Origin of the sequence: Actinomyces ruminis (assembly GCF_002154335.2) — a bacterium.
Taxonomy (GTDB): Bacteria; Actinomycetota; Actinomycetes; order Actinomycetales; family Actinomycetaceae; genus Actinomyces; species Actinomyces ruminis.
On record NZ_MTPX02000039.1, the window covers coordinates 21,350 to 39,847 of the forward strand.

16 protein-coding genes and 5 pseudogenes are annotated in these 18,498 nt (G+C 69.3%); 20 read left to right on the top strand and 1 reads right to left on the bottom strand.

Annotated elements, in window-relative coordinates:
* Positions 1–96 precede the first annotated feature (96 nt).
* The 15 genes and pseudogenes from ftsH to panD all read left to right on the top strand — a co-directional run bounded on the left by ftsH (position 97) and on the right by panD (position 11,237).
* Positions 97–2,325, top strand: coding sequence for an ATP-dependent zinc metalloprotease FtsH (gene ftsH, locus BW737_RS06250; protein WP_086614720.1), 2,229 nt, complete (start codon positions 97–99; stop codon positions 2,323–2,325).
* On the top strand, positions 2,322–2,894 hold the full coding sequence (gene folE, locus BW737_RS06255) for a GTP cyclohydrolase I FolE (protein ID WP_086614721.1): 573 nt from the start codon (positions 2,322–2,324) through the stop codon (positions 2,892–2,894). Before ftsH ends, folE begins: the two co-directional genes overlap by 4 nt.
* Positions 2,895–2,992: 98 nt before the next feature.
* Complete coding sequence (gene folP, locus BW737_RS06260) at positions 2,993–3,874, top strand: dihydropteroate synthase (protein ID WP_420835711.1); 882 nt, start codon at positions 2,993–2,995, stop codon at positions 3,872–3,874.
* Complete coding sequence (folB, locus tag BW737_RS06265; RefSeq protein WP_086614722.1) at positions 3,871–4,770, top strand: dihydroneopterin aldolase; 900 nt, start codon at positions 3,871–3,873, stop codon at positions 4,768–4,770. Before folP ends, folB begins: the two co-directional genes overlap by 4 nt.
* Positions 4,767–4,919: pseudogene (locus tag BW737_RS17940) on the top strand (hypothetical protein); the annotation flags it as partial. The gene folB and the pseudogene BW737_RS17940, both read left to right, overlap by 4 nt.
* An 80-nt stretch (positions 4,920–4,999) precedes the next feature.
* Positions 5,000–5,050: pseudogene (locus BW737_RS17945) on the top strand (hypothetical protein); the annotation flags it as partial.
* A 449-nt stretch (positions 5,051–5,499) separates the two neighbouring features.
* Positions 5,500–5,643 carry a hypothetical protein gene (locus tag BW737_RS16160; protein ID WP_180272097.1) on the top strand — a complete coding sequence of 48 codons (144 nt, stop codon included), beginning with the start codon at positions 5,500–5,502 and terminating at the stop codon, positions 5,641–5,643.
* Positions 5,643–5,852 carry a hypothetical protein gene (locus tag BW737_RS17950; protein WP_257210550.1) on the top strand — a complete coding sequence of 70 codons (210 nt, stop codon included), beginning with the start codon at positions 5,643–5,645 and terminating at the stop codon, positions 5,850–5,852. The genes BW737_RS16160 and BW737_RS17950 overlap by 1 nt, the downstream gene beginning before the upstream one ends.
* Positions 5,849–6,127 (top strand): DUF3180 family protein, encoded by a 279-nt coding sequence (locus BW737_RS17955; RefSeq protein ID WP_257210551.1) that lies wholly within the window; start codon positions 5,849–5,851, stop codon positions 6,125–6,127. The genes BW737_RS17950 and BW737_RS17955 overlap by 4 nt, the downstream gene beginning before the upstream one ends.
* 35 nt (positions 6,128–6,162) lie before the next feature.
* Positions 6,163–7,123: pseudogene (locus BW737_RS06280) on the top strand (Rossmann-like and DUF2520 domain-containing protein).
* An 80-nt stretch (positions 7,124–7,203) separates the two neighbouring features.
* A pseudogene (gene panC / locus BW737_RS06285) lies at positions 7,204–8,174 on the top strand (pantoate--beta-alanine ligase).
* A gap of 145 nt (positions 8,175–8,319) precedes the next feature.
* A complete protein-coding gene (locus tag BW737_RS06290; RefSeq protein ID WP_086614723.1) occupies positions 8,320–8,841 on the top strand; it encodes a PH domain-containing protein in 522 nt (173 codons plus the stop codon).
* A complete protein-coding gene (locus BW737_RS06295) occupies positions 8,838–10,175 on the top strand; it encodes a PH domain-containing protein (RefSeq protein WP_086614724.1) in 1,338 nt (445 codons plus the stop codon). The genes BW737_RS06290 and BW737_RS06295 overlap by 4 nt, the downstream gene beginning before the upstream one ends.
* Positions 10,176–10,195: 20 nt before the next feature.
* Positions 10,196–10,594 carry a PH domain-containing protein gene (locus BW737_RS06300; RefSeq protein ID WP_086614725.1) on the top strand — a complete coding sequence of 133 codons (399 nt, stop codon included), beginning with the start codon at positions 10,196–10,198 and terminating at the stop codon, positions 10,592–10,594.
* Positions 10,595–10,781: 187 nt separating this feature from the next.
* The gene (gene panD, locus BW737_RS06305) at positions 10,782–11,237 is read left to right on the top strand and encodes an aspartate 1-decarboxylase (protein WP_086614726.1); all 456 of its coding nucleotides are present in this window, start codon (positions 10,782–10,784) and stop codon (positions 11,235–11,237) included.
* A gap of 251 nt (positions 11,238–11,488) precedes the next feature.
* Here panD and BW737_RS17960 read toward each other — a convergent pair whose 3' ends face one another.
* Entirely contained in the window at positions 11,489–12,424 is a 936-nt protein-coding gene (locus BW737_RS17960; protein ID WP_257210552.1) for a hypothetical protein, read from the bottom strand.
* Positions 12,425–12,759: 335 nt separating this feature from the next.
* Between BW737_RS17960 and BW737_RS06315 the strand changes: the two are divergent.
* From BW737_RS06315 to BW737_RS16730, 5 genes and pseudogenes are all read left to right on the top strand, one after another.
* A pseudogene (locus BW737_RS06315) lies at positions 12,760–14,318 on the top strand (lysine--tRNA ligase).
* Positions 14,319–14,401: 83 nt separating this feature from the next.
* Positions 14,402–15,280 (top strand): MurR/RpiR family transcriptional regulator, encoded by an 879-nt coding sequence (locus BW737_RS06320; RefSeq protein WP_180272098.1) that lies wholly within the window; start codon positions 14,402–14,404, stop codon positions 15,278–15,280.
* A gap of 202 nt (positions 15,281–15,482) precedes the next feature.
* A complete protein-coding gene (locus BW737_RS06325; RefSeq protein WP_086614728.1) occupies positions 15,483–16,955 on the top strand; it encodes a glycoside hydrolase family 1 protein in 1,473 nt (490 codons plus the stop codon).
* Positions 16,955–17,983: a PTS transporter subunit EIIC gene (locus tag BW737_RS06330; RefSeq protein WP_218961805.1), complete on the top strand. Its 1,029-nt coding sequence runs from the start codon at positions 16,955–16,957 to the stop codon at positions 17,981–17,983. The genes BW737_RS06325 and BW737_RS06330 overlap by 1 nt, the downstream gene beginning before the upstream one ends.
* The gene (locus tag BW737_RS16730) at positions 17,983–18,381 is read left to right on the top strand and encodes a PTS transporter subunit EIIC (protein WP_338063877.1); all 399 of its coding nucleotides are present in this window, start codon (positions 17,983–17,985) and stop codon (positions 18,379–18,381) included. The genes BW737_RS06330 and BW737_RS16730 overlap by 1 nt, the downstream gene beginning before the upstream one ends.
* Positions 18,382–18,498: the final 117 nt, after the last annotated feature.

Genomic DNA, 18,498 nt, shown 5'->3' on the forward strand with positions numbered 1-18,498 from the left:
CACGCCCGGCGCGAACAGGAGGCGGCCCGGGGCGAAACCCGGCGGCGGTTTCCGCTAGCGTCGGAGGGGTTAGACGTGCGAAGGGACCAAACGCCGATGAACGATTCCGGTCAGATCCGCGTGGCCGAGCGCTCCAGTAAGCCGAGCGGCCGCGGCGGTGACAAGGGCGGCTCCAAGCCGGGGAACGGGCGGCGCCGAGCGGCGCTGGGCAACCCCCTGCTGTGGATCGCTCCCTTTGTGTTGCTCATCCTGCTGGGATGGGCCCTGTTCAGCTCCGCCAGCGGATACCGCTCCATCGACACCTCCGAAGGGCTGGCGATCCTCCAGGACAGCGCCGACACCGTCGAATCCGTCACCGTGATCGACGGCACTCAGCGCGTGGAGCTCGACCTCACCGAGGACTACACCAGCCAGGCCAACCGGCAGGGCGAGAGCTCCCAGAACCTGGGCCGCCGGGTCCAGTTCACCTACACCGAGGCGCAGGCCGGGCAGGTCAACCGACTCGTCCAGGCCGCTAACCCCTCCGGCGGCTACAACTCGGTCGTGCCCACCACTACCTGGTGGTCCTCCATGCTGCAGTTGCTGCTGCCTATGGTGATCTTCGTGGCCTTCATGTGGTGGTTCATCGGCCGCATGGGCGCCGGTCGCAACGGCGCCATGGGCTTCGGCCGCTCCAAGGCGAAGGTGGGCAGCAAGGAGATGCCCGACGTCACCTTCGACGACGTCGCCGGGGAGGACGAGGCCGTCGAGGAGCTGGAGGAGATCCGCGAATTCCTGTCCGAGCCGGAGAAGTTCCAGGCCGTCGGCGCCAAGATCCCCAAGGGCGTGCTGCTGTACGGCCCTCCCGGCACCGGCAAGACGCTGCTGGCCCGAGCCGTGGCCGGCGAGGCCGGCGTGCCCTTCTTCTCCATGTCCGGCTCGGAGTTCGTGGAGATGTTCGTCGGCGTGGGCGCCTCTCGGGTACGCGACCTGTTCGACCAGGCCAAGGAGAATGCCCCCGCCATCATCTTCGTCGATGAGATCGACGCCGTCGGCCGCCACCGCGGGTCCGGTATGGGCGGCGGACACGACGAGCGCGAGCAGACCCTCAACCAGCTGCTGGTGGAGATGGACGGCTTCGACGCCACCACCAACGTCATCCTCATCGCGGCCACCAACCGGCCCGACGTGCTCGACCCCGCCCTGCTGCGCCCGGGCCGCTTCGACCGGCAGGTGTCCGTGGAGGCTCCAGACATGGCCGGCCGTGCCGCCATTTTGCGGGTACACGCCAAGGGCAAGCCCATGACCCGCGACGTCGACCTCGACCAGGTGGCCAAGCGCACCCCCGGCTTCACCGGCGCCGACCTGGCCAACGTGCTCAACGAGGCGGCGCTGCTGACGGCCCGTTCCAACGCGCAGCTGATCGACAACCGGGCCCTGGACGAGGCCATCGACCGCGTCATCGCCGGCCCGCAGAAGCGCACCCGCGTCATGAATGACCACGAGAAGGCCATCACCGCCTACCACGAGGCCGGCCACGCCCTGTGTGCGGCGGCCAGCGCCTACTCCGACCCGGTTACCAAGGTCACCATCCTCCCGCGCGGCAAGGCCCTGGGTTACACCATGGTCATGCCCGCGGACGACAAGTACTCCACCACTCGCAACGAGCTGCTGGACCAGCTGGTCTACGCCATGGGTGGGCGCGCCGCGGAGGAGATCGTCTTCCGCGACCCCACAACCGGCGCCTCCAACGACATTGAGAAGGCCACCGAGACGGCCCGCAAGATGGTCACCGACTACGGCATGACCCGTTCCGTGGGCGCCGTCCGCCTGGGTACCACGGAGAACGAGACCGTGCTGGGCCTGAACGCCACCAGCCGCGACTTCTCGGAGGACGTCGCCGCCACCGTCGACGCCGAGGTGCGCGCCCTGATGGACGCCGCCCACCGCGAGGCCTGGGAGATTCTGGTGCGCAACCGGGACATCCTGGAGGAATTGGCCGCTCAACTGCTGGAGAAGGAGACGCTGCTGGAGAAGGACCTGGAGCGGATCTTCGCCCCCGTGATCAAGCAGCCGCAGCGCCCACTGTGGCACTCCGACGACGCCCTGGTCCTGACCGACGACGTCTCCACCACCTTTGTGGCCGCCGCCCAGGCCCCCAGCCGTCACGCCGCCAAGGCCGCCGCGGCGCTCGGCTCCGCCACCGGGGCCGGAGATGCCGCCGTCGGCGCCCCCGACTCGGGCACCGCCACGCCCGTACCCGCCGATTCTGCACCCGAGCCGCGTTCCGACGCCGACCCCGGCCACGACTCCTCCGACCGGCACGATGACTGGAGGCAGTGGTGAGCTACGACGCCGACGGCGTGCGCCGCGCCATCCGCGACCTGCTGACCGCCGTCGGGGAGGACCCGGACCGCGACGGGCTGCGCGATACCCCCGACCGGATCGCGCGCGCCCTGGCGGAGATGTTCTCGGGCCTGGAAGAGGACCCGGCCCGTCACCTGGAGACGGTCTTCGACGCCGACCATCAGGAAATGGTGCTGGTGCGGGACATCCCCCTGTACTCGGTGTGCGAGCACCACCTGCTGCCCTTCCACGGGGTGGCTCACGTCGGTTACATCCCCGGCGAGGACGGTCGCGTGACCGGATTGAGCAAACTCGCCCGCCTGGTGGAGGGTTACGCCCGCCGTCCACAGGTGCAGGAGCGGCTCACCTCCCAGATTGCCGACGCCATGGTGGAGCGGCTGGGGGTGCGCGGCGTGATCGTGGTGATCGAGGCCGAGCACCTGTGCATGTCCATGCGCGGCGTGCACAAGCCCGGTGCCAACACCGTCACCAGCGCGGTGCGCGGCGTCATGCACAATGCCGCAACCCGCTCCGAGGCCATGAGCCTGGTGCTGGGCCGTCGCGCCTGACCCCGACACAGCGCCCCACCGGGGTGAGACGTGCGGGCCGTGGCGGGGTTGTGCCCGCGAAATCCTGGGGAAACGGGCGGCGTCCGATAGCTGGGGGCGTGAACGCGATCCCCATCACGGCCCCGGCGCCGCTACCGCAGCCGCTCACGGCCGCCTCCGCCGCCGGCCGGACCCTGGTGATGGGCATTATCAACGTCACGCCGGACTCCTTCTCCGACGGCGGCCGCTGGGACACCACCGAGCTCGCCGTCGCCCACGGCCGTCAGCTGCTGGCCCAGGGCGCCGACATCCTTGACATCGGCGGCGAGTCCACCCGACCCGGCGCCGTCCCGGTAACGGTGGCGCAGGAGCAGGACCGGGTACTGCCGGTCATCCGCGCGCTCGTGGCCGCCGGCGCCGTTGTCTCCGTCGATACCCTGCACGCCGAAACCGCTGCCGCCGCCGTCGGGGCCGGAGCGCACATCATTAACGACGTCTCCGGCGGGCTCGCCGACCCCGACATGCATCGCGTCGTCGCCGCGGCGGGCGTCGTCTATATCTGCCAGCACTGGCGCGGCACCCCCGAGACGATGGACACCCTGACCGACTACGGGCCGGACGGCGTCGTCGTCGGGGTGGAGGCGGAACTGCGTGCACGGCTGGACGAACTCGCCGCCGCCGGGGTGCGCTCGGAGCAGATCGTGCTTGACCCGGGCCTGGGCTTCGCCAAGACTCACTCACAGTCCTGGGAGCTGTTGTCCGCGACCGGGCGGCTCGTGGCCGACCTGGGCCACCCGGTCCTGATCGGCACTTCCCGCAAGCGCTTCCTGGCCGCCGCCACCGTACCCGAGGCCGCCCCCGACCCGCTGGCGCGCGACGCCGCCACCGTCGCCACCACCGCCCTGGCCGCCGCCGCCGGCGCCTGGGCCGTCAGAGTCCACGAGGTCCCGGCCAACCGGGACGCCGTCCGCACTGCTTCCCTCTGGAAGGAAAACCGATGAGCACCAACCAAGCCACCCCCGACAGGATCGTGCTGACGGGCCTGTCCGCCCGCGGCTACCACGGGCTCCTTCCCTTCGAGCGCACCGAGGGGCAGCTGTTCACCGCCGACGTCACCGTCTTCCTGGGGGAGCGCGGCACGGCGGTAGCCGCCGTCACCGACTCGCTCGACGACGCCGTCAACTATGTGGACATCGCCCGCGCCGTCGTCGGCGTCATCGAGGGGGAGCCGGTCGGGCTGCTGGAGACGCTCGCCGAGCGCATCAGCGACGCCGTGCTCACCCTCCCGCGCGTGAGCTCCGTGGCGGTCACCGTCCACAAGCCCCAGGCGCCCCTGGACGTCGCCTTCGACGACGTGTCCGTGAGCATTACCCGCGACGCCGACTCGGCCACGGCGGCACCGGTGGGGGAGCATGCCGCGGCCGCATTCGCTGCGATCCCGGCCGCGGACGTGGCCTCGCCGCCGGAGGCCGCCCCGACTGCGGAGCCGGTCGTCGCCGATGGCGGTGAGATGGTCCCCGAACCCGTCGTGCCCCCGGTTGCGGAGCCCGTCGCCCCGGCCGCCGTGCAGGCGGAGGCGCCCGTCGCCCCCGAGTTGCCCGAGGTGCCCGACCTCGCCGCCGGGGCGTCGCTGCCCCCCATGCCCGCAGCTCCCCTTGCCGCACCGGTAGGTGAGGCGGCTGTGCAGCCGGAGGCCGCCGTCGCCCAGCCGCCGGCGGTGGCGCCGACCGACACCCCGGAGCGCCCGCCGTCGTGGCGGCCCGGTACCGAGGGGCTCCGTCGGCCCCGCAGCCCCCGGTCGACCCACTCACCGTGCGCCCACAGGCACCCGCGCAACTGGTCATCGCCCTGGGCGGTAACGTCGGCGGTGTCGTACCTTCGCTGCGCACCGCGGTGAACACGCTGCGTCAGACCGACGGCATTACCGTCAGCACCATCGCCCCACTGGCCCGTACGGCGGCGGTCGTCACCGACGGCGTGGAGCAGCCCGACTACCTCAACACCGTGGTGCTGGCGACCACCACCCTCTCTCCGCGCGAGGTGCTGGCCGTCTGCCAGGATCTGGAGGCCGCTGCCGGGCGTGTGCGCACCCGGCCCCAGGGCCCCGCACCCTCGACGCCGACATCATTACCTACGAGGGCGTCACCTCCGCCGACCCCGAACTCACCCTGCCGCACCCGCGTGCCGCGCAGCGTGCGTTTGTTCTGGTGCCCTGGGCGCAGGCCGACCCCTTCGCCGAGATCGGCGACCAGTCCGTGGCCGCACTGGCCGAGTCCGCCCCCGATCGCGGCGGCGTGCGCTGGCTCGCCCTTGACTGGCTCGACTCCGACCACCTGCCGGCCCTGCCCACCGGGCAGTACGTTGCCCCGCCGGAGCCGGAAGCCGAGCCTGAGCCTGAGGCGGCGGTGGAGCCTGAGGCGCAGGCTGTAGCCGCAAGCGCAGCACCGGTGGAACCCGCGGCGTCGGCCGAGCCCGAAGCGGTGGCGCCGGCGGCCGCGGATGCGGCTCCGGCGGAACCCGCCCGGCCAGTTCCGGCTGAGCCGGAAGCGGCTGTCCAGCAGCAGCCGGTGATGCCCGTCGCGCGGCGGAGCCGGCCCCGGTTGCGCCCGCCCGGGCGGAGCCGGTTGTGCCCCCGCAGCCAGACCAGGAGTCCGTGTCGCCCTCCTCCCCCCGGTTCTCGGGCGGGAGTGATGCCGGCGCCGACGCGGGTGAATGGGCGGCCCCACCGGCCTGGAACGACGTCATCGGCCGCAACGGCCGGGAGCTGTGATGCGGCGCACGCGCTGGACGACCGTCCTCGCGTGCTTCGCCGGCCCGGCGGTCCTCGCCTGGGCGGCCTCCGACCTCATGCTGCGTCACCGCGGCTGGGCCGCGTCGTTGACGCCATGGGGAGCCGCCATCGCCGTCGTGATCGCGGCAATTGTGTTGCTCGCCGGCCTGGCGGTGCGCCGCCTGCGCGCGCATGAGCCACCTGGATGACCCCCACCGGCGCTGCCCTGACCGCGGCGGCCGCACAGGCGTCGTCCCGGGTCGGGGCGGTGGTTGGCGGAGTCTACGGCGGCGGACTCGTCGTCGCGCTGATGCACCTGGATTCGCCGGCCATGACGTCCCTTGCCTGGTCGGCCGCCGCCTGCCTGGCCGCATGCGTGCTGTGGGCCGGCGTCGGCCTGCTCGTCGAGCACTGGTGCGCCATCGGCGAGGATGACGACGATGACCTGCACTCCGGCTCTACTCCAAGCGGCAGCGCCGCCTAGGCCGGTGCTTGGGCGCGTCGTGAGAGCATCGCGTCATGTCCACCACCCCTGGCGCGCCCGCCGACCCCGAACCGACCCCTAACCCATCGACCCGACCGCCGCGCCCCGGCAGGCTGGGAGTTGGCATCATCAGCGCCGGACGAGTCGGTGCCGTACTCGGTTCCGCGCTGCGCTCGGTCGACCATCAAATCATCGGCGTGCACGCCGTGTCCGAGGCCTCGCGCGAACGTGCCGAGTTGCTCCTGCCCGGTGTGCCCCTGCTGGAGGTGGAGGACATCGTCGAGCGGGCCGAGCTCGTACTGCTGGCGGTTCCCGACGACGCCCTGGCCGGACTGGTCAAGGGCCTGGCCGACCTGAACCGGTGGCAGCCCGGCCAGCTGGTGGTTCACACCTCGGGCGCCTACGGCACCGGGGTGCTTGAGCCCGCCCGCCGCTGCGGTGCCATCCCACTGGCCATCCACCCGGCCATGACCTTCGGCGGTTTCTCCACCGACGTCGCCCGCCTGGTCGGCTGCCCCATGGCCGTGACCGCCCCCGCGGCGGTGCTGCCGATCGGGCAGGCACTGGCCGTTGAACTGGGCGGGGAGCCCTTCGTGCTGCCGGAACAGTCCCGCTCCGCCTACCACGCGGCCCTCGCCCACGGCGCCAACCACCTGGTAACGCTGGTCAACCAGGCCGTGCGCATTCTGGCCGCCGCCGGTGTCGAGGATGGGGCCACCACCCTCGCCCCGCTGTTGTCCACCGCACTCGACCGCGCTGCGGGAGGGCGAGTCCGGGCTGACCGGGCCGGTCGCGCGCGGCGACGCCGGCACGGTGCACGCCCACCTGGAGGCGTTGGCCGAGCTGCGCGACGCGGATGACCAGCCGCTGGAAGACGTTGTCGCCACCTACCGGGCGCTGGCGGAGGCGACGGTGCAGCGCTGCGAGGCCACCGGGGCGCTAGGCGAGCAGCAGGTGCGGGCGCTGCGCGAGGTGCTCGGCCGGGACGCCGAGTAGTCCCACCCCTTCGCCGAGGTCGGTCGAATAGGCGGGGACCAATGTCGTACCAGCGAAACGGATCACCTAGCGTTGGTCCCATGACCGTTTCGACCGACATTCCCACCCCCACCACCCTGGCACGCACCCGCGCGGAACTCGCCTCCGCCCTGGCCGGTGATGACGCCCCGCGCGCCGTCGTCATGACCATGGGGGCGCTCCACGAGGGCCACTTCGACCTCGTGCGTGAGGCCGCCCGCCGTGTCGGGGCAGATGGCACGGTCGTGGTCACTATCTTCGTCAACCCGCTCCAGTTCGCGCCGGGGGAGGACCTGGACGCTACCCCCGCACCTTGGAGGCCGACCTGGACGGACTGGCCGCCGTCCTGACGGGCGCTGACGGCGCGCTCGCGGTGGGGCGCCTGGTGGTCTTCGCCCCCACCCCGGAGGTCATGTACCCCCACGGCGAGCCGCAGGTGCGCATCGACCCCGGCCCCCTGGCCACCGTCCTGGAGGGGCGCACCCGCCCCACCCACTTCGCCGGCGTGTGCCAGGTGGTGCTCTCCCTGCTGCACCTGACCGGGCCGCGCTGGGCCATGTTCGGCCGCAAGGACGCCCAACAGCTCGCGATCGTGAAGGCGATGGTGCGCGACCTCGCGGTTCCGGTGGAGATCGTCCCCGTCGACATCCGCCGCGAGGCCGACGGCCTGGCCATGAGCTCGCGCAACTCCTACCTGTCCGACGCCGAGCGCGGGCGTGCCCTGGCCCTGTCCCGGGCGCTGGAAGCGGGGCGTGCCGCCGCCCGTGCGGGTGCCGACCCGGCTGCGATCCGTGCGGCGGCCGAGCAGGTGCTCGCGGCCGAGACGGGCGTGGAGGTCGACTACGTGGCCCTCGTGGACCCGGACTCCTTCTGGGATCTGGCCGGGGCGGGGCTCGGCCTGGAATCCCAGGTGGCGCACGGCCGGGGGCGTGAGTCGGACGGTGCCGTCCGGCCGGCCCGGGGACTGCTCGCCGTCGCCGCCCGCGTGGGCACCACCCGCCTGATTGACAACACGCTCATCGACCTGGCCTGAGCCCGCTGGGCCCGAGGCACCCCGGTGCGGGACATGGGGCATGCGGCCGGCCGAGGGCGCCGTCGCGCCTGAGGCTCCTCCCACAGGAGGATGCAGGAGGGCCGCGGTTCTGCGATTGTCGGTGCCCCCACCGTAAGGAGAACCTATGGCCCTCCCGCATGCGCTCGAGCAATCCCCTCGATCGGCGGCCGATCCCTTCGCCCCCGACGGAGTCGACTTCCGTCCCGTCTCCCCGCGGTTGGTGACCGCGCGTTTGGTACCCAACCTGATTGTCGACGTCGTGTGTCTGATCGCCTTCGTGGCGGCGGGGGTGTGGGTGAGCCCGTGGCTCCACATCGGCGCTGTGGTGATGGTGATATGCATGCTGTGGGAGCTGTGGCTGATTCCCCGGCAGGTGCGGGCCATGGGGTACGCCATGGCCGAGGACCACCTCCTGTGGCGCAAGGGCATTATGTTCCGCCGGATCAGTGTGGTCCCCTACGGACGCATGCAGTTCGTGGACACCTCCCAGGGCCCGTTGGGCCGTCACCTGGGCATCGCCGAGGTCAAGCTGCACACGGCGTCGGCCTCCACGGACGCGACCATCAACGGGCTGCCCGTAGCCGAGGCCGAGACCCTGCGGAGAGTGCTGTCCGAGCGCGGCGAGCAGAGGATGGCCGGGCTATGAGCGTGCCTTCGGTCCCGCAGCGCGGTGCTGGTCGGCCGTCGGCAGACACCGGGAGGCCGGGCGGCGCTGTGGCCCCGGCCAGCACCGGGAGGCCGGGCAGGGGCTCCCGCCGCTCACCCGCCCCGGACCGGGGCATCACCCTGCCCCCAGACGTGCAGTGGCGGCGCGTCCACCCCATTACTCCGCTGCTGGAGGGGTGGAAGGGCATCACCGCAGTGCTGGCCTTCCTGCTCTGGCAGAACGTGGAATACGTCATGGACGCGTACTCGGCCATTCAGGACTACCAGGGGCATGTGACAGCACAGGTGGTCCTGACCGCGGGGCTGGGCGTGCTTGGCGTGCTGGTGGCGGTTGGTCTGGTTCTGTGGCTGTCGTGGCGGATGCGGTCCTACGCCGTCGACCGCGACGCCGTCTACCTGCGCACCGGCATCCTCAACCGACAGCTGCGCACCGCCCGCCTGCCGCGCATCCAGTCCGTAGACATCATTCACCCGCTGCTCGGCCGCATCTTCGGGCTGGGACGGCTGAAGGTGGAGGTCGCCGGCGGCGGCGACTCGAACGTCACCATCGGTTTCCTGCGCACCCGTGAGCTGGAGACCCTGCGCGATCGGATACTGTCGCTGGCTGCGGGCGCGCAAGTGCGCGGCGATGCTGCCGATCCGCGCGGGGCGAGTGGACCGGGTGCCAATCCGGCGGCGTCGGCGCCGGTGCCGTTGGGCATCGAGGATGCCGTGGCTGCGCAGCCGATCACGGGCGGGCGCGTGGGAAGCGGTGAGCACGATCTTTACGAGGTCGACACCCGCGTCCTGATCGGCTCGCTGCTGCGCTCGGGTGCGACCCTGACCACCGCCGCCCTACTGCTGGCCTTCCTGGTGATGGCGGTGGAGTGGCTGAATATCAGCGCTCGTGAGGGTAACGGGGCGTTGGCAGTGTTCTTGACTGTGCTGCCCATGCTGCCCATCCCGCTTGTTTTCGGTGGCTACGTATGGAGCCGCTTCGACAAGGGCTGGCGTTTTCGCGCCGCGGCCACGCCCGCCGGGATCCGGACGCGTTTCGGACTGACCGCGGAGACCTCCTCCACGCTCCCTCCCGGTCGGGTCCACGGCGTGCAGCTCGAGCAGGGACTGCTATGGCGGGGCCCGGACTGGTGGCGGGTTGAGGTGAGCGTGGCCGGGCGCAGCGCCGCCGAGGCCAAGTCCTCCGGGGCGGTGGAGAACACCGGCGCGAATGTGCTGCTGCCCGTCGGGCGACGCGACACGGCCCTACGGGCGCTGTGGCTCGTTGCCCCGGATCTGGGCGTTGCGACCCGGATGCATTCCTGGAATCGGCCCTGACGGGGCAGGACCAGGACGGGGTGGGTGACCAGCGCCTGCCGGTCGACGATCCGGGGCGGGGCTTTATCCGCATCAGCCCGCGCGGGCGGATGTTCTCGCCGCTGGCTTGGCGGCGGGAGGCGATCGCCCTGACCGATACCTGTGTGGTGCTGCGGCTCGGACGTTTGCGGCGGCGCGTCAGCGTGATCCCCTACGAGCGCATTCAGTCGCTGCGGCTGGTGCAGGGGCCCTTTGCGCGGCGGCGCGGACTGGTGGCGCTGCATCTGGACATGGTGGATGCCGAGATCGGCCGTTCCCTGAGCAACCTGGACCTGAGCGATGCCGCCGCCATTGAGCGTGTCATCTCCGAGCGGGCGCTGCGGCGCCGGCAGGAGGAGCGCCTGGACCGCTGGCTCCAGCGCGCCGCCGAGACCCCCTAAACCCCTCGCCGAGATCGGTAGATATAACCGCCGAGATCGGTTGAAGGTACGTGCCGAGGTCGGTAGAAGTGGTGGCGGCACTTGGCTGCGTTGTTGCGGGTTGTCCAGGGGCCGTTGTCCTCCTCACGCTGTCTCCTCTGTCACGACGCCCCGGTGGGGAGGCCCGGGCCGTCTACGCTGGATGCTGATGAGCACTCGCATCCGGACGATGATGACGTCCAAGATTCACCGCGCCACCGTGACGCAGGCCGACCTCGACTACGTCGGCTCCATCACCGTGGACGCGGACCTGCTTGACGCTGCGGATCTGCTGCCTGGCGAGCGGGTGGACATCTGCGATTGCACCAACGGCAACCGTCTTTCCACCTACGTCATCCCCGGCCAGCGCGGCGCGGGCGAGATCTGCATCAACGGTGCCGCTGCCCACCTGGTGAGTCCTGGCGACATCGTGATTCTCATCGGCTATTCCCAGCTCTCCGATGAGGAGGCCCGCACATACCTGCCGCACGTGGTGTTCGTCGACGCGGACAACCACATCGTGGAGCGCGGCACTGAGCCCGGACAGGTCCCCGCAGATTCCGACGTGGCCCGCATGCAGGGACTGCGCCCCTCCGGTCTTTCCTTCGCCGCGGCCCGCGGCTGAGACCCGGTGATCCGCCTATCTTCAGTTATTCAGCCACGGCAAGGCGCATCGGTGCATGCCTGCGGAGAGCTGAGCGACGCGGCCTAAGAGATGTAAGGCATCGCCGCACACGGGAGGGCCTGCCCGTTTGCCTTGCACAATCTACGAAACGGCGGAATAGGTGCGAAAGGTCATGTTCCTTCCGAGGTTGACACAGTTGTCTGATGTGTCTCCCGTGTGCGCCCGGACCCTCACCGCACACGGGAGGGGTGTCATGTCAGTGCGGCCTTGCGAAGATTCCGCGTGATTACAGGGTTTCTTGGGAGGGCTACACGGTTTGAGTGTGCGGCGCCTAGGAACGCACGTGCCACGATCTCCCGAATGTGGTCCTCACCGGCGGCTACGTCTTGCCCGGTTAGCCGTACGGGCACGTACCCATGAGCCAGCGCAGCCTGGTCACGGCGGCGGTCCAGCGCAAACTGCTCGTTGGATGAGTGAAACTCCCATCCGTCCGTCTCGACGATCAGCCAGCCCTCTACGAGCATGTCTACTTCTCCGACATCCTCGATTGCTGCGCCGGTTTCCATCGACAAACCGAGGTCACCTAGTGCTAGCCGAGTGCGTGTCTCCAGGGGGGACCGTGCGGCGGGATCCGTGCGCTCCAAGCGTTTCCGGGCTTCCGCCTGGTAGCGGCCGGTCAATAGCTCGGCGACGGCCTCCACCGAGGTATCGCCGCGGTTCAGTGCCGCATCGGCGACGCATACCGCATCAAGTTCATCAAGACACTCTAGGCAACATGCGACTACCTCGGTCGGGTCTACAACGGGGTAATCGTCGACCGTCATAGGTGTGACCCGGTGCTTTCGGTGCAGCACCACGTCGGTCAGGTCGCGGTGTGCGCTGGAACGCACGCCCCGGTTTCTCGGAATCGCGAGATGCAAGGAATCCGGCTTGCTCCACATGGGGTAACCGAGTACCTCAGCGGCGCTCGCGCAGGTCAGGCGGGCTCGAAACTGTCTGCACTTGACGATGCGTGGATCCGTACCTGGGATCGCAAGGAATCGCGGTATGGGGCGGTAGAGCAGCTCCGCTGCGAGGGCGGCTCCGATGACGCGCTTGTCCTCCGCCCCACGGACGACCTCATCGTCGTACGCCGCGCCGTGTAGCTTCGCGACGCGTTCCAGCAATAGCTCGAGCTCGAGGTCCATGAGCGAATGATGGCCTCGTACCTGTCGACTCGTGTAGCCCCAACTGCCTGCCTGTGGATAACTCGTGCGCGGGTGTGACGCCGTGGCAACCCGTGGGGTTAGGTCGGTGAGTGTCTGGCTCAGGGTCGGGAACGATCTAGGACTGCGCCCGGTCAACGCTGGTGGAGACCGGCAGCCGGCCGGATGTGAGCCCCGCGGAGCCAGCGGTTACACTCGCGCGCGTGAGTGAAGCCCCCGAGAACCAGCAGACTTCCGCGCCTCAGGCCGCCGCCGAGCCCGGCGCATCCCGGCCCGAACCCCGGCAGACCGCCCCGTCATCGGGCGACCAGTTCCGGATCAGGTCCGACAAGCGCGAGCGCCTGCGCCAGGAGGGCTGGGACCCCTACCCGGTCTCCGTACCGCTGACCACCACCATCGCGGCCGTGCGGGAGCGCTACGGTCATCTCCAGGCCGGTGAGGAGACGGAGGACGTCGTCGGCGTCGCGGGGCGCGTCGTCTTCCTGCGCAACACCGGACGCCTGTGCTTCGTCACCCTGCAGGACGGCGCCGGTGCGACTCTCCAGGCGATGCTGTCGGCCAAGTCGCTGCCGGGCGCGGGCCACTCGAGCCTTGCCGCGTTCAAGACCGACGTCGATCTTGGCGACCACCTGTTCGTTCACGGACACGTGGGCGCCTCCCGCCGCGGCGAGTTGTCCGTCTTTGCCGAGCCGGGGTTGCGCGAGGGTGCCGACGCCGCGGACCTGGCCGAGCTGGGCGACGACTCCGTCGCTACCCCCGCCTGGCGCATTGCCTCCAAGGCGCTGCGGCCGCTGCCCAAGACCTGGACGAATGAGGCCGGAGAGGCGGTGACCCTCTCGGAGGAGCAGCGGGTGCGTCGTCGGGAGCTCGACCTGCTCACCCGTCCGGCGGCGCGCGACATGGTACGTACCCGGGCCGCCGTAGTGCGCAGTCTGCGGGAGAACTTCTACGGGCGCGACTACGTCGAGCTGGAGACGCCGGTGCTGCAGGCGATTCACGGTGGCGCCGCCGCCCGGCCGTTTATCACGCACATGAACGCGCTCGACATGGATCTGTACCTGCGCATCGCCACCGAGATCTACCTCAAGCGGGCCGTGGTCGGCGGCGTGGACCGGGTGTTCGAGATCGGCCGGATCTTCCGCAACGAGGGTATGGACTCCTCCCACTCCCCGGAGTTCGCCGCGCTGGAGGCGTACGAGGCCTACTCCGACTACCACGCATGGCCGAGTTGACCCAGAACCTGGTGCAGCAGGCCGCGCGCGACGCCTTCGACCTGAGCGAGGGCGAGGAGATCGTGCACCTGGCCGACGGCACCGAGTATGACCTGTCAGGCCAGTGGCGCAGGCTCGACCTGTACACCTCGGTGTCCGAGGCGGTGGGGGAGGAGATCACCGTTCAGACCCCGCGTGAGGTGCTGGTCGGGATTGCGGAGCGGCTCGGCCTGGAGGTCGACGACTACGCCGTGGCCGGCAAGATCGTGGAGGACATCTTCGAGGAAACGGTCGGCAACGACCTGTGGGAGCCGACCTTCGTCTTCGACTTCCCCGAGGACACCTCCCCGCTGACCCGCTACCACCGCTCCCGGCCGGGACTGACCGAGAAGTGGGACCTGTACATCCGCGGCACCGAGACCGCCACCGCCTACTCGGAACTGGCTGACCCGGTGATCCAGCGCGAGCGCTTCGAGGCGCAGGCGCTGGCCGCCGCTAAGGGGGACCCCGAGGCCATGGTGCTGGACGAGGACTTCCTGGTGGCTATGGAGCAGGGCTTCCCGCCCTGCGGCGGCATGGGCATGGGTGTGGACCGGCTGCTGATGGCCCTGACCGGCCAGGGCATTCGCGAGACCATCACCTTCCCCCTGGTGCGCCGCGGCTGAGTCGGCAGGGCGGGTCGGGGCGGCCCGCCCGACGATGCGGACTGGATACCATTTGTCTTGCTGCCGGGCCGCACAATGGTGGTGTGCTGACGATCGATCGACCCGAGTACGGGGATCACTTCTCACTCAAGCATTTCAGCCTGCTCAACGCGCTGCTCGGCGCATTCAACGCCGCCGAGGTCGGCTCGCCCGGCTATGTGCTGTCCAAATACCTGCTGGAGCACTTCGATGAGCTGCCTCGATTGAACGTGTACGAGGTGGCAGAGGAATGCGCCATCTCGCGGTCGAGCATTCGCCGGTTCTGTCAGGCGATCGGCTTCGAGACCTTCACCGGAGTCAAGGCGGCGGCCTACGAGTGGCAGCTGCATTGGCGGTATTTCGTCGACTACGCCAATGAGCCCGGATTCGACGCCTACCTGTCGGCCCGTATCATCCGCATGCTCTCCGACATTCGCGACGTCGCGGCCTCCCGTAGGGTGCACGAGTTCGTGGAGGAGCTGCACCGGGCACGCGAAGTGGTCTGCCTCGCCTCCGACTTCTCCTCCATGAGTGTGCGCGAGTTCCAGCAGGCCATGCTCTATGGGGGCAAGCTCGTCCACATCCTGACGGAGGGCTCCGGGGATCCGGCGGTGCTCGACGGAGTCACCTCGGAGGACCTGATTGTGGTCGTGTCGGTGACTGGCAACTACGCCAGGGCGGCCTTTAAACAGATGCGGACGTTGCGCGCGCTCCGCGTGGTGCTGACCACCAACCGGTCGGCGGGATTGGACCGTTTGTTCGACCGGGTCATCTACCTCAGTCAGGAGGACCTGGAGGGGCGCAGGAGCGTTTACTCCAAGTACGGGGTGAGCGTCTTCTTCGACCTGGTCTACAGCCAGTACACGCGCCGCTATCTCGCCTCGGAGGCGGTACGGCGCTCGCTCGAACCGGGATGGCATCCCGACGACGGCGTCCTCGACTGAACGTGGATGCTCACCTCACGATGGTTGCGGGCGAGGAGAAACGGCGGCGGGCAAGAGGAGTGCCGTGGTGGGCGAAGAAAGGTCGGCCGGGCGCGGCAGGGACGCTATGGCGGCGGGGTTCAGAATGTGAACCCCGCGGTGGGGTTGGCCGCTCCTAGCTTTGAAGGACCACCACGCTGGTGCACTTCAAAGGAGATGGCACATGCACTACGACTGGAATCCCCGCTTTCCTAAGGGCTTCCTATTCGGCGCTTCCAGCGCCGCCTGGCAGGTTGAGGGCGCCACCACCGAGGACGGCCGCACGCCGGCGATCATCGACCTCAACTCGCAGAAGAAGGCCCCGTTCGTGGACAATAAGTTCACCGCGGACCACTACCACCGCTATGCGGAGGACGTCGCCCTCATGAAGGAGTGCGGGCTGACCAGCTATCGCTTCTCGATCGCCTGGCCCCGAATCATCCCGGCCGCCGACGGTGCGGTGAACCCTGCGGGCATCGCCTTCTACAACAACTTGATCGACGAGCTGCTTGCGGCCGGCATCACCCCGATCGTCACCCTGTACCACTACGACATGCCGGTGTGGGCTCAGGAGAAACTGGGCGGATGGCGCTCACGGGAGATCATTCCTGCCTTCGCGCACTACGTGCGCACCTGCTTCGAGGCCTTCGGCGACCGCGTCAAGTACTGGCTCAGCATCAATGAGCAGAACATGCAGATCTGCTATGGCGACTGGCTCGGCGTCTCCAAGGGCGTGGAGGACTGGTTCCGCGACAAGTGGAAGATCAACCACATCATGAACCTCTGCCACGCCACCGCCGTCAACCTGTGCCACGAAGTCGTCGACGGAGGCAAGATCGGACCGGTGCCCGGCTACGTGCCCATTTACCCCGAGACCTGCCGGCCCGAGGACCAGATCGCGGCGATGAACGCCGAGGAGTTCACCGAGAAGATCTGGTGCGACACCTACGCCTACGGCGACTACTCGCCCTTCCTCTACAACTATTGGCGCAACCACGACATCGATCCGGATATCCGGCCCGGCGACATTGAGACGATGAAACGGGCGAAGAGCGACTTCCTCGCCGTCAACTGCTACCGGTCGAACACTGCCAGGCACGCCCCCGCCGACGCCGAGGCGCAGGAGTACCTGCTGAACGCGTCTGGGAAGAAGGGCGAGCTCACCTTTCCGGTGGTTCCCGGCCAGTACGCGCTCACCCGCAACCCGTACGTTGAGTACACGGACTGGGACTGGGAAATAGACCCGGTGGCGATGCGTTACGCCCTGCGCTACCTGTGGGATCACTACCGGCTGCCGATGGTGATTACCGAGAACGGCCTCGGCGCGCACGAGTCCAAGAGCCCCGACGGCAAGGTTCACGATCCGCGGCGCCTGGACTACATCCGGGACAACCTCTACCAGATCGGCCTGGCCATTGAGGACGGCGTCGACGTCTTCGGCTACAACGCCTGGACCTTCACCGACCTGCTGTCCACCGGCAATGGCATGGCGAAGCGCTACGGCTTCGTCTTCATCGACACGACCGACGAGGAGCAGAAGGCGACCGACGACGTCTCGACGCTGGCCCTGACCCGTATTCCCAAGGACTCCTACTACTGGTACCAGTCCTTCATCGCCTCCGGGGCGACTCAGTGGGGCAAGGAGATGAGCGACTGATGGGTGTCAAGGAAGAGCGCATCGCGCTGAGCCGCGACCTGATCGAATACATGGGCGGAGAGGCGAACATTGCGGCGGCGGCGCACTGCTACACCCGCCTGCGTCTGACGGCTAACGACCCGTCCAAGATAGATGAGGAGGCCATCCAGAAAAGAGACGGCGTGCTCGGCCTGGTGAAGCGCAATGGCCAGTACCAGATCGTGGTCGGCCCGGAGGCGACTGACCTGTACCACGAGTTCGTGCAACTCGGTGACTTCGAGTCGGCCGGCGGCATCGTCGACGAGCAGGCCGCGGCGGAGGACGCCGAACGCGCAACCGAGGGCGCAAAGGCCACCGGGCACGCGGCGCCGGGCCGGCGCGGCTGGGTGACCGTCGTCCTCGATTTCATCGGCGGGACCTTCTCGCCGGTAATTCCCGTGCTGATCGCCGGCGGACTGACCGGGGCCGTGCTGACGGTGCTGACGAACTTCTTCCACGTCTCCGACACCTCCGGCACCTACCAGGTCTTCTACGCCGTCAACCAGGCCGCCTTCTACTTCCTGCCGGTCTTCATCGGATTCAGTGCCGCCCGCAAGCTCAACGTGGACGGCTACCTTGGGGCCTTCCTCGGTACGGTGCTGCTGTATGAGACGATCAACGGGGCGGAGGGACTGACCTTCGCGGGGCTCCCGGTCGCCCAGGTCACCTACAACACCACGGTGTTCCCGATCATTCTGGGCACCTTGTTCATGAGCGTGGTCTACCGGTTCTTCGCGCGAATCCTGCCGGGGGCGCTGCGCGCGGTGTTCCTGCCGCTGGCGACCATGCTGGTGACCGTACCCGTCACCCTGATCGTCCTGGGGCCGGTCGGTAACGTCGTCGGCGGTTGGCTGGCCACCGGCGTGACCGCCATCTATAACGCCGCGCCACCGCTGGCCGTGCTGATCATCGGGGCGACGACGCCGTTCCTGGTGTTCTTCGGCATGAACAATGCCTCTACCCGGTTGTCTTCGCCCTGCTGGCGTCGGTTGGCGGCGATCCGCTGGTGATGGCCGGCATGCTGGCCGCCAACGTGTCGGTCGGTGCCGCCTGCCTCGCCGTGGGCCTCCGATCCCGGGAGGCCAAGACCAAGTCGGTGGCGATCTCCGCCGGCGTCACCGGCCTGCTGGGCATCACCGAGCCCGGTGTCTACGGTGTGCTGTTCCCGCTGCGCAGACCCCTGATCGCCGCGGTCATCGGTGGCGGTGCGGGGGGACTGCTGGCCGGTGTACTCGGCACCACCCAGTACGTCATCGCCAGCCCGAGCTTCGCCTCGCTCCCCGCCTACATCCCCGCTGACGGCTCGATGTCGAACTTCTACGGGGCAATCGGCGTGGCCGTGTTCTCGGTGGTGGTCGCCTTCGTCGCCGCGTGGCTGCTTGGGACCGGGGAGGAACAGCCGAACTGAGGGCGTCCATCCCACCGGGGTGTCCGCTCGGCCGCACAGGTGGCCGGGCGGACACCCCGAGGCGTGCCGAATGCGCCGCGCCTTACTCACCGTCACGTGGTTCCGCCTGGAGACAGC